The organism is Lysinibacillus odysseyi 34hs-1 = NBRC 100172, assembly GCF_001591965.1.
GTDB lineage: Bacteria > Bacillota > Bacilli > Bacillales_A > Planococcaceae > Lysinibacillus_B > Lysinibacillus_B odysseyi.
In genome coordinates this window covers 113,569-125,406 of the sequence record NZ_BCVX01000009.1, presented here as the reverse complement: position 1 = coordinate 125,406, position 11,838 = coordinate 113,569, and the positions used below count along the sequence as shown (strand labels likewise).

The 11,838-nt window shown below is 41.1% G+C and carries 10 protein-coding genes; 5 read left to right on the top strand and 5 right to left on the bottom strand.

Features of this window, described 5'->3' with window-relative positions:
* Nucleotides 1–107 precede the first annotated feature (107 nt).
* The 4 genes from BOD01S_RS15370 to BOD01S_RS15360 all read right to left on the bottom strand — a co-directional run bounded on the left by BOD01S_RS15370 (nucleotide 108) and on the right by BOD01S_RS15360 (nucleotide 3,965).
* Entirely contained in the window at nucleotides 108–1,616 is a 1,509-nt protein-coding gene (locus tag BOD01S_RS15370; RefSeq protein ID WP_036156353.1) for a bifunctional ADP-dependent NAD(P)H-hydrate dehydratase/NAD(P)H-hydrate epimerase, read from the bottom strand.
* Between the two features lie 267 nt (nucleotides 1,617–1,883).
* Complete coding sequence (locus tag BOD01S_RS15365; RefSeq protein ID WP_036156352.1) at nucleotides 1,884–2,378, bottom strand: hypothetical protein; 495 nt, start codon at nucleotides 2,376–2,378, stop codon at nucleotides 1,884–1,886.
* Nucleotides 2,371–2,520 (bottom strand): hypothetical protein, encoded by a 150-nt coding sequence (locus BOD01S_RS23040; protein ID WP_156117045.1) that lies wholly within the window; start codon nucleotides 2,518–2,520, stop codon nucleotides 2,371–2,373. Before BOD01S_RS23040 ends, BOD01S_RS15365 begins: the two co-directional genes overlap by 8 nt.
* Nucleotides 2,521–2,690: 170 nt before the next feature.
* A complete protein-coding gene (locus BOD01S_RS15360; RefSeq protein ID WP_036156350.1) occupies nucleotides 2,691–3,965 on the bottom strand; it encodes a helix-turn-helix domain-containing protein in 1,275 nt (424 codons plus the stop codon).
* Between the two features lie 306 nt (nucleotides 3,966–4,271).
* On the opposite strand from BOD01S_RS15360, the gene rnhC reads away from it, so the two are divergent.
* The 3 genes from rnhC to BOD01S_RS15345 all read left to right on the top strand — a co-directional run bounded on the left by rnhC (nucleotide 4,272) and on the right by BOD01S_RS15345 (nucleotide 7,850).
* A complete protein-coding gene (rnhC, locus tag BOD01S_RS15355; RefSeq protein ID WP_036156348.1) occupies nucleotides 4,272–5,207 on the top strand; it encodes a ribonuclease HIII in 936 nt (311 codons plus the stop codon).
* 361 nt (nucleotides 5,208–5,568) lie between these two features.
* Nucleotides 5,569–6,645, top strand: coding sequence for a methyl-accepting chemotaxis protein (locus BOD01S_RS15350; protein WP_052124915.1), 1,077 nt, complete (start codon nucleotides 5,569–5,571; stop codon nucleotides 6,643–6,645).
* 23 nt (nucleotides 6,646–6,668) lie between these two features.
* Nucleotides 6,669–7,850 (top strand): phenylacetate--CoA ligase family protein, encoded by a 1,182-nt coding sequence (locus BOD01S_RS15345; protein ID WP_036156346.1) that lies wholly within the window; start codon nucleotides 6,669–6,671, stop codon nucleotides 7,848–7,850.
* A 105-nt stretch (nucleotides 7,851–7,955) separates the two neighbouring features.
* Here BOD01S_RS15345 and BOD01S_RS15340 read toward each other — a convergent pair whose 3' ends face one another.
* On the bottom strand, nucleotides 7,956–9,398 hold the full coding sequence (locus BOD01S_RS15340) for a DEAD/DEAH box helicase (RefSeq protein ID WP_036156344.1): 1,443 nt from the start codon (nucleotides 9,396–9,398) through the stop codon (nucleotides 7,956–7,958).
* Between the two features lie 134 nt (nucleotides 9,399–9,532).
* Here BOD01S_RS15340 and psiE point away from each other — a divergent pair, with 134 nt between their 5' ends.
* A complete protein-coding gene (gene psiE / locus BOD01S_RS15335) occupies nucleotides 9,533–9,982 on the top strand; it encodes a phosphate-starvation-inducible protein PsiE (protein ID WP_036156342.1) in 450 nt (149 codons plus the stop codon).
* 224 nt (nucleotides 9,983–10,206) lie between these two features.
* Entirely contained in the window at nucleotides 10,207–11,808 is a 1,602-nt protein-coding gene (locus tag BOD01S_RS15330; protein ID WP_036156340.1) for a multicopper oxidase family protein, read from the top strand.
* The last annotated feature ends 30 nt before the right edge of the window (nucleotides 11,809–11,838 follow it).

Genomic DNA, 11,838 nt, shown 5'->3' with positions numbered 1-11,838 from the left:
ACCCAATTTCCTTTCGCCGGCTTCCAAAAAAGCTTGGCATGCTGTATTGGTACAGTCCTCCATAGACAGAACCCTTTTCCCCAATGCCTGCCATCTACATATAATTTTTACAGTGTTTTTCGGACATAGTCGATAATATCTAGCGGAAGGACTCCATACGTGGACCATTTCGTCCCTAGCTGTTCGGCTGCATGTGCATGATGGTAGCAGGCCGCCAGCAGAGCATCTTTTACTTCTGCCCCCTGCGAGACAAATGAAGCGATTAATCCTGTCAAAACATCCCCGCTTCCTCCCTTACCCAAGGCATCATTGCCAAACGGATTGATCCATTGTTCTCCTGAAGGTGTCGTAATAATGGAACGATGTCCTTTTAATAGTAAATAAATACCGTGTGCCCCCGCAAACTGTTTAGCCACTTCCAATCGATTCTCTTCCACTTCTTTGACCGACAAGCCCGCAAGACGAGCCATTTCCCCTGGATGCGGTGTGAAGATTACATTTCCTTTATACGTCTTTAACTCTGCCAATAAATGTCCCGCAAAATACAGGCCATCTGCATCAATGACAAATGTCTGATCCGTCAGCTCATCCAGCACATGACGAATGAGGGAAGTGCCATCCGTCTGTCTCCCAAGTCCTGGGCCAAGCACGACTGTTTGAAAGGCTGAAAAATCCACTACCTGGGAAATATCTGCTGCTGATAGGGCGCCGTCTTTATCTTGTAATGGGATGAAGAGACACTCTGAGGACTGGGGCGCAACAATGGGATAAATCGACTCAGGTACCGCCAGCGTAACAAGTCCCGCTCCTGTATGGAAAGCAGCTTTTGCTGTGTAGACAGGGGCGCCGACATATTGCCTGCAGCCTCCAATTACAAGAACATGCCCAAACATTCCTTTGTGGCCGTGTGCAGGACGTTTAGGTAATGCGGCATCCGCCATTTTGACATCCAGTAATCTAGGCAGTTCTAATTGAAGCTCTTCCACAATGTGCGGAGGAACAGAAATATCAGTACAAATTACTTCCCCTACATATTGGGGGCCTTGCTGGAGGTAAAACCCTTTTTTCGGCAAAACAAAGGTAACTGTTTTGTCAGCCTTTACAGCCGTATTCAGCACCTCTCCATTATTTGAGTTAACACCGCTGGGAATATCAACAGCATATACATACTTATTGGCGCTGTTTATCTTCTTGATGAGGGAATAAAATGGCTCACGAACTTCACCTGTCAGCCCCGTTCCAAGAAGGGCATCTATAATAACCTCCGCATTTTCCAGTTGGACATCCTTCACTTCTTCTGTTGGGAGTCTGCGATTTTTGTATACATTATAATGCACCCTTGCATCACCCCTAATTGCCTCCTCTTCTACACAGCATATAAGCATGACATCGTACCCGAAGTCATAAAGCCTGCGAGCTATAACAAAACCGTCACCTCCATTATTGCCGCTGCCTGCTAATACTGCTATCTTCGTTTTTTTATCCGGAAAATCCTTCATTACCTCCTTGATAACCGCTGCTCCAGCGTTTTCCATAAGTACAACACCCGGCAGCCCAATTTCCCTCATCGTATGTTGGTCCAATAACTGCATTTCTGCCCGTCCTGCAATATACATAGTAAAGCCTCCTTTATATTTTACCTGCTTGCATCATCCATCCTAGAAAACACTTTTAATCATTAGCAATATACTGGCAGTGTAAGGTAATTGGCACTCATTTTAAATCCTACAGCCATTTAAAAAATTCCTCTTTTGAAAAATAAAAAACACTCCCCTGGAAGGAAGTGCCTTGAGTGAATTATTGTTTAAGTGAATTATTGTTTAAGTGAATTATTGATTAAGTGTCGTTGTATTCCATTCAACGTTAAGTAGAGGTCGCAACCGCTACTTTCTAGAGATAAGGTGTGTTAAGTGGACTTGCTGCGGCTCATCATAAAGCTGCATTGTCAATTCTTGATTGATGATGTCGATTTGAATATCTTCAAGCAAAGAAGCGAAGTGGGAAAATCGATCATCAAATTTCGGTTGGCGCTGCGTTGCCATATAGCCAACCACAATCGTATAGGGTTTCTCGAACTCATACTCTACATGGAGAGCGCCGTAAACCATCTGGTGCTGTATAAAATCATATACATAGCATCCTTTTGCATCAAGTCCGTCAATCAAGAAAGCTTTCGGACATAAAATAATCGGGACCATATCGACGGCCGGTCCATCCTTATTTATATCATGAAGGCTTTGCTGCAGCATTTGTGCAAGTACGTTTTTATGTAGGATTGGCTGCTGATACGGTATGATGGAAGCTGCCGATCGAATCGAGCACGGAATCGTTAAATAAGTCGGACCCCCATATACTTTTGTTAGGGTTTCTTTAATCAACGAATATCTTTCCCACAGATTTTGTCAGCATCGGGCCGGGTTGCAAAGCATCATGTGCTTTTTCAGTTGTAGTTGTTGCAGCTAAAGTGCCTCCCCATATGAATAAAATAGCTGCCATTACGAATAATAACTTTTTCTTCAATGGAATAACCTCCTTTTTTGGTTATCTTCAGTATATAGGACATATTTAGTTAATAGATAGTTGTAAAATCACGTAAAATTTCACCTAAATTAATGCTGTTTTATCTACTAAAAATTAACCAAATTAATCATGCAACCATAGGCCGAATTTTCAATATTTTCTCTATTTTACTATTTAGGAGCTTGCAATGCCTCTTTATAGTATTCACTCGCCTTTTTATAAAAGCGCTGTTCCATATAGTAGTCTCCTAATGTTTGAGCAATTTCCTTTACCAACTTCCCAAGCGATGCTTCTCTTGCTAGAGTTAATGCCTTTTTCATTTCTTTCATATAGCCCGTTTCGTCTTGTCTAATAAGTAATAATTTTGCTCGGACTTCTATTAATTGAATATATATATAATTAAGTTGATATTTTTCTGCTAATAACATCGCTTTATTGCAATAAGTTTGAACTTTTACCCATTGTTTTTGGTTAAAATATATATCTACCATGCTTTGATATACGTATACTAGAGAAGCAGATGTATGTTCTTCTTTTGCCTCTGTTAATTCTATATATTTTTGAAGAGCTGCCTCTTCATTACCCATAACTTCATGTAATCTACCATTATAATATTCCAACATAAATATTGTAGAAGTATTTCTTTCTTCTGGTTTTTGTTCAAGTTTATCATATGCCGCCTGTAATGCATGGCTAGCTGCTTCAAAGTTTTGATTATAAATATACTGAACGATCATGGAAATTAAAACATTAATTATTTCACTATGTGCTTCTTCTTGGTCAAATAGATCATACGCTTGTTTCGCATAAATAAGGCTTATATGCATATCATCAAAAATACGCTGCTTCGTCAAACTTAAGTTATAATAAGTTTTCGCAAGCTCTAACTTACTTTTAACACCAGAGTCCTTTGCCTTTGTATAATAGTAGTCGGCAGAATGGAACTGCTGCTGCATATAGAAATAATTTCCCAGTAAATTATAAAACGAAAAGATATCATGTGCATCCTCTACTATCAGTTCCGTTTCCATCGGAAGCATCTTCTCGCATAGCTCGTACAATTTTTGCGCTTCAGAATGATACTTGTTTTTTATGTAATATCTCATCAACAAATTAAACACCTTAACATGCAGGTCCATTGATAATGTTTCATATAAAGCTAAATATAAGGTGGAAACATCCTTTTCATTTAATTCCTCCTGCTGTTTTACTTTTCCCTCCAGCTGGTGGATGAGCTTTGTATAATAGATAGATTTATCAGTACTGAATACTGAAGGCTCCACTTCGAGCTTTTTTGTGATTTTTTCAATAAAATTAGATGATGGAGAGGTTTTGCAGTTCTCCACCTTACTTAAGTATGCTGTCGAACAAATGCCTTCTGCCAGTTCGGCCTGGGACAATCCTTTATAAATTCTTAATTGTCGTAGCTTATCGCCAACTTGCATCTAAACATTCACTCCTTACTATGTGATGTCCTCACGAATTTTCAAATAATTGATTGTTGTATAGAGGTAGAATGATTGACAGAATAATGGTATTTCCTGCCTTTCTTCCAATTCTCATTGTAACTGATTTTCGGTAAATAAGAGTAATTTTTTCTCAAGTATTCCAACATTCCAGCCGATGTGCCGTTTGTTTATGAAAACTTTTTGACTCTTCTAGTTTAAATGGCTCATTATCTCTTTCATTAGACAGTACCCCTGCCCCACCTGTACACTAAAATAAATTGAACGAGTAAGGATTGAAAACAAATGACTAATATTGTATTGCAGCTTTCCACCGAAGAGCTGGCAAAAGTACAGAGCTATTATGCTTCTGACCGTATTGAAAGAAATGCACCTGGGGTTATCTTTGCCGCTAAATTGGCAGATACCGCTATTACCGTATACAAATCAGGGAAAGTCATGTTCCAAGGAGCAGGAGCTGCCCGTGAATCTGCAAGGTTTGGTACTGGAAAAGCCACAGCAAAAACTGTAAGCGCAGCAAAAGGTGATACGCTTCCTGAAAACTTTGCCAAGCTTTCGGTAATAGGGTCAGATGAAACCGGGACCGGGGACTATTTTGGGCCTGTCACAGTGGCCGCTGTCTATGTGCCAACGGATAAAATTGAATTAATAAAGGAGCTCGGCGTCAAAGATTCGAAACAGTTGACCGACGAGTATATGAGGAAAATTGCACCAGATTTGATGAAGGTCTGTATGCATAGCATTTTAACGCTTCGTAATGATAAATACAATACCTTGCAGGCGAAAGGCTATTCACAGGGGAAGATCAAAGCAATGATGCACAACCAGGCGCTAAAACATGTACTGGATAAAATCTCGCCTGAGCATCCCGACTATATTTTAATCGACCAATTTGCAGAACGCGGCGTTTACTTTAATTACTTAAAAAATGAAAAGACAGTCGTGCAAGAAAGCGTCTTATTTTCTACAAAAGCCGAAAATCTACATGTAGCAGTGGCTACGGCCTCTATCCTCGCCAGATATGCTTTTTTAAAGGAAATGGATCGATTAGCAGAGACCATCGGATTCCCGTTACAAAAAGGAGCTGGCAGAAAAGTGGACGAAATGGCTGCACGCATCTTAGCAAAGCATGGGGAAGCAGTATTGAAATCTATGACCAAGTGGCATTTTGCCAATACGGAAAAAGCAAAGGTTCTTCTCCGCAAAAGAAATACAAACTAATACATGACTAACGTTTTATTTAGTTGTCTTCATCATAATATTAAACACCATTTTACTGCCGTTTTTATCGACAATGTTTTTTAGGAAAAATGATCTATAAAATAACAACTTCTTTTTATTCCGTAAAAATAACTAACAGTGTAGAGGTATCACATGAAAACAATCCTTTTGCACTAGTTAAATTTATAATAGCTGTATTGTTCTTCTACTGCCGGCCATTCGGCAGTTTTTTTATTGTTCCGATATTTACTTAGGTGTTTTTTACCATTTCATCCAATTCATACTCCAAACTCATCCGCTTTGTTGTATTATGAAATAAGTTTCAATTTTCACTCTACTACAGAAAGGAAAAATATCTATTATGGAAAGTTTAAAAAGTACAAAAGCCTCTTTATTCATCAGCTTCATCATTATTATCTTCTCATGCGCTTTTATTACGTTAGAACTAAACAAATGGCTGTCCTTCTTCTTTAATCTTCTTCTATTATTTACACTGGCCTATTCTTACTTCTCTTTGCGCCAATTGAATAAATCTGTGGATGAGGAAGAAACAGCAGAAATGATAGAAATGCCATCTATTGCTGAAACTGCGGTGACAGTGCCTGATGAAAAAGCCGTTGCTGTTAACTTTGACGGGTATATTCAAACACTAGAAAAGATTAACGGCCTTGCAAAGGAAGTGGAGGGGGGCGCTTTACTACAATCGGATAATGTGACGAAAAGCATGACAGCAATGGAAAATGTCTCTGGTGCCGTTATACATATTGCAACGAATGCACAAACTGTAGCCTTTACTTCGCAGGAAGCAAATGATACAGCGATTGAAGGTGCAAAATCTGTAGCCATCATTGAAAAGCAAATGGGTGCAATCAATGGCTCCGTCGACGAGCTAAATGTTGTATTAAATGAACTAGCCGTCTATTCAACAGATATCGGGAAAATCGTTCAATCTATTACTGATATTTCAAACCAGACGAATTTGCTTGCCTTGAATGCTGCTATTGAAGCTGCGCGTGCTGGAGAACACGGAAAAGGCTTTGCTATTGTCGCCGATGAAGTACGCAAGCTATCTGAAGAAGTAAAGACATCTTCTAATCAAATTGCCGGAATCGTTTCTTCCATTCAGCAAAATGTCGATAAATCCGTCAGCTTCATGGAGGAAGGAAAGTCACAGGTTGTTACCGGCATGAGTGTTGCAGGACAGGTGAATGAAACGTTCTATCAGATTCAGCAAAAAATCAGCTCGGTATCCCAGCAAATTACAGAAGTATCGGCTGCCGTTCAGGAGCTATCGGCCGGCTCTGAGGAAATCAAGCACAATGTTGATTTCACAAAGCAGGTACAGGTTGCCGGCGTAGAAATGATCCAGGATTTAAATGTGCAGCTGGACAATTATTTAGCAGATTTGAAATCAGCGGTAGAGCAATTGAACAACTAATTTATCGAAAGAAGGTATTTGGAATGGATAAAAACAAATATATAGAAGCAGCAAAGCGGTCTCCTTTTTATCAATCCCTTTTTTCAAACGGGCAGCAGCCTGTCTGGAACGATATTCCCTTTACTACAAAACAACAGCTTCGCGAGGCTGATCCGTATGAATTACTCGGCACTTCCTTTCAGAATGTGGTGACATACCATGAAACGAGCGGAACAACAGGCAAGCCGTCATCCAGCTGGTTCAGCTACAATGATATCGATGTGGAAGCAGATGTGTTGAATAGATCGGCTCTGGCCTTCACAGAAAACGATCTTATCCTAAATCGATTTCCATTTGCTATTGCACTGCCGGCTTTCCTCGTTTATTGGGCTGCTCAAAAAGCGCGTGCAGGCTTTATTAGTGCAGACCAGTGGAATGAGGTGGCCCCACTCCCTCGTGTTTTAGATATTATGGAAAAGACGAAGCCAACTGTGCTGACGCTTGGTCCGACAGAGCTAATGAATTTATATTATGTAGCGAAAAAACTGAACAAGCCGTTGCCGACAGAGCGATTAAGAGCGATCGTTGTAGCGGGCGAGCTTGTCACGCCGGCAAGAAAACGATATATGGAACAGTGCTGGGGCGTACCTATCTATTTATTTTACGGCAGCACAGAAACGGGCGGTATTTTTGTTTCCTGTGAAAATGGTCATTTCCACTTAACTCACCCTTCCATTAACGTAGAGGTGGTAGATGATAAGGGGCAGCCGGCAGGAGAAAATGTAGTTGGCAGCTGTGTGATCTCTACAGCACGGGAAGGTATGCCGCTGCTGCGTTATTTTAATGAGGATTATATAGAAATCAAACAAGCACAGGCCTGTTCATGCGGCTGTTCATCCCCTATTCTCGTACACTACGGCCGAAAAGATGATTTACTGAACATTAATGGACAGGAAAAAAGCTTATATGATATTCATGAAATTGTCTATTCATTATCTTCTGTACCATACATATGGAAGCTGCAGCAAAGAGGTGAGGATCTGTACTTCCTTGCTCAGTATGAGGAAGAGGTAAATATCGCAGCGGTACAGCAGGAATTAAGCGTAGCCCTCGGTAAGGAAGTTAGAGTGGAACAGACAATAATTGTCCCGACAGACTCCCTGATTCCAAATAAGCCAGCCGGGAAATTTTATTACATCGAGAAGCTGGAAGATGCTCATATATAAGTAAGAGGGCTGCCCTATTAGGCAGCCCTTTTATAACAATATAACCTGAAATCGTTTCACAGGGAGTGGTCACAACCTCAACTTTATTTTTGAAGCCTCTTTAATTTATTTTTTCGCTTCATGTACTTTTAAATTTTTCCCTTTCACCGGGGTATCCTTCATCGCCTTTAGAACAAGTGTCCCCTTGCCATTGAGGATTTCTACAAAGGTAGAATTATCGAGTATCGTAATGATGCCAATATCCTCTGCATTTATGCCCGGAATTTTCGCGATCGTACCGACAAAATCGACAGCGCGCAGTTTCTTCTTCTTCCCGCCATTAAAATAGAGCTTCATGATTCCTTCATTTACAAGCTCCTTCTTCACCCGCTTCTTTTTAGGCGTGCTGCTCATCTTCTGTTCAAACAGCATTTCCATTTTGAGCACCTGCTCGACATCCGGACGATTATGTTCTGGAATGGAAAATCCAATAAATTCCTCAATCCCTCTTAAAAATTCCTCTTCATATGGCGTAACGAATGTGATGGCTTTACCGCTCAGCCCTGCCCGTCCTGTACGGCCTGTCCGGTGCACATATGCTTCCTTTTCAAGCGGCAGATCGTAGTTGATCACATGGGTAATATGATCAATATCAATTCCGCGTGCCGCAACATCTGTAGCGACTAAGTAGCGGAATGCGCCTTTCTTAAAATCATCCATTACAAGAAGGCGTGTTGCCTGATCCATCCCTCCGTGCAGCTGATCTACACTATAATCTAGGTCATACAGCTCGTCATGCACGTTATCGACCCGTTCTTTTGTACGACAGAAAATGATGCAGCTATCCGGGTTTTCCACAATAGTGACGTCCTGAAGCAGCTGAAGCTTTTCTTCCTCTGCAATTTTTATTACTTGATGGTCAATCGTGTTTGTTACTGCTTCCTTTTGTACCTCAATATCTACCGGTGCGATCAGATGCCGCCCCGCCAGTTCCTTTACTGCTTCAGGCAATGTGGCTGAAAATAGCATCGTTACCCGGTTTTTGGGCATATAGCTAAGAATCGCTTCTACCTGCTCGATAAATCCCATATTCAACATTTCATCTGCTTCATCAATTACAATATATCGTATTTTTTCAAGCTTTAACGTTCCTTTTTCGATATGATCCAATACACGGCCAGGCGTCCCTACAGCGATATGTGTTTTCTGCTTAAGCTCTGTCTGCTGATAATGGAAAGGCTGCTTCCCGTAAAGCGGTACAGCTTTAATACGTTTGTAGCGGCCGATACTTGTAAATTCCTCTGCTACCTGGACAGCCAGCTCACGGGTCGGTGTTAAAACGAGCGCCTGCGGTTTATTTTCCAGCCATTCGACCTGTTCACAAATCGGAATAGCAAAAGCTGCTGTCTTTCCGCTGCCTGTTTGAGATTTCACAAGCAAATCAAGATTGGCTAGTGCAGCTGGCAATACTTTTTGCTGCACCTCTGTCGGGACTGTATACCCTAATTTGGAAAGAGCCCTTTCAATCGGCTCGCTTAATTGAAACTGTGTAAATTTCTGCATCGTCATCCTCCTATATCAAAGCTATTATACAAGAAAGCCGGCCCGCAAACGATTTCATTATGAAGTTTTTGTTAAATCTCCAATTTTCATGATAGTTTATGCGATAATAAACATACCTTTATGGAAATGGAGGGATTTGTATGGAACATAAATTTACTAAAGTGAATAACTTGAAAGCGGGTATCCCGCAACTATTGCAAAGCATCCTGAATATCAGCTTAACCGTCCTAGGTATAGTTTTAAGCATTATGATGATGATTGAGCTAGTAGAGTTTATACAAATGGCCTTCTCCTCCGAAAAACGAGACTACAAATATTTCCTGGCAAATATTCTCGTGTTTTTTCTGTATTTTGAATTCATTACGATGATCGTAAAATATTTTAAAGAGGACTATCACTTCCCCCTTCGTTACTTTTTATATATCGGCATTACCGCTATGGTCCGGTTGATCATTGTGGAGCATGAGAATGCAATTGATACACTTATTTTTTCTCTCGTCATATTAGTGCTGATCGTCAGCTACTATATCGTGAACATTACACCGCGCGAGAGACCTCTAACTAAAAAGGAAAAGGTTCCTGAAACTTGAAAGTTATGAAATCTGGAGCAGCCCTTACCGAATAGGGCCTCCTTCTTATTTTCTCCACCTTTTATTTTAATTATAGTTTCATCATCACTTTATACCATTTTTCCTGAAATCCTAAATTTGATGGAAACCACCTCACTATTTCGTCAAGCAGACGAGTAAGCATGCTTACTATCCCCATTCCTTCGCCTCTTGAATATCATATATACAGAATACAAAGAGTAAGGATGGAGATATTGCTCAATAAAGTAAATCCAGCAAGTCCGGATTCGATTCCTAAGTTTGTGACACCCCTTCCTAAACCTGTGACAGCTACACCGCGCACTCATAAAGACCTGCCAAAACAATCGTATTATGAGCTCTCTATTGTAGAAGGAAAACATCGTTTCCATAAGGATTTTCCCCCTTCAACAATTTGGGGATATAATGGGATGCTCCCCGGTCCGACAATCGAGGCCCGGAAGGATAAATCTGTATTCGTCAAGTATGTAAACAGACTGCCGGCCAGGCATTTCCTTCCTATCGATAAAACATTGCATGGTGCCTCCGATTCTCCGGAGGTGAGAACGGTCGTTCATTTGCACGGGGCTCATGTGGACTGGAAGAGTGATGGCCATCCGGAAGCCTGGTATACAAAGGGCTATGAAATAACAGGGCCAAAATTCACGAGAGAAATCCACGAATATACAAACCATCAACCCGGCACGACGTTATGGTATCACGATCACACAATGGGCATTACACGACTAAATGTATATGCAGGATTGGCAGGCTTTTATTTGCTTCGCGATGCACTGGAGGATAGGCTGAAATTGCCAAAAGGAAAATATGAAATACCATTAATGATTCAGGATAAAACCTTCAATGAGGATGGTTCTCTATTTTATCCAGACCAAACTGACCCTCCAGCTCCTGTTCATCCTTCCATCACACTCGGCATGGTCGGGAATACGATAGTCGTCAACGGTAAAGTCTGGCCCTATTTACAGGTGGAGCCGCGAAAATACCGCTTCCGTATGCTGAACGCCTCCAATAGAAGAGGCTATGTAATCAACCTATCGAATGGGCAGCCGCTGATTCAAATCGGTACAGATGGAGGCTTCCTGAGAGCGCCTATTGAAATTCCGTCCATTGAATTGCTGCCTGCAGAAAGAGCCGATTTCATTATCGACTTTTCCAATTATAAAGGAGAAAAGATTATTTTAATGAACAGCGATGAGGAATTTGCAGATGATCATACGAACGTCATCATGCAATTTACTGTAGATCTACCATTAAGAAGTGAGGACACTAGTGAAATTCCAACAGCGTTAGCTCCGTCCATGGATGTACACACAGAACATGCCCATACAATCCGGAATCTCCCATTAACAGCAACAACTGATGAATATGGCAGGCTCATGCTGCTGCTGAATAATCATATGTACCACGACCCCGCTACTGAGAAGCCGGCACTGGATAGCATCGAGATCTGGAATTTAATTAATACAGCACCTGTTCCCCATCCAATTCATATTCACTTAGTCCAATTCAAAATTCTTGAACGTCAGCCCTTCGATGTTGAGTTGTTCGACAGCGAAGGAATTGTGCAGTATACGGGTGATCCCGAACCGCCTAAAGACTACGAACAGGGATGGAAAGATACAGTTAAGGTAGAAGCAGGTTCCGTAACAAAGCTTATAATGCACTGGAAAGGGTATACCGGAAATTACATTTGGCATTGTCATTACTTGGAGCATGAAGATCATGATATGATGCGCCCAATAACCGTCATTCCTGATACGCACCCTGTCCAGCCTCCTCATCCCGGAGAAAACCATAACAGCTGACATTCTTTTAAGAAGGATATATGAAAAAAA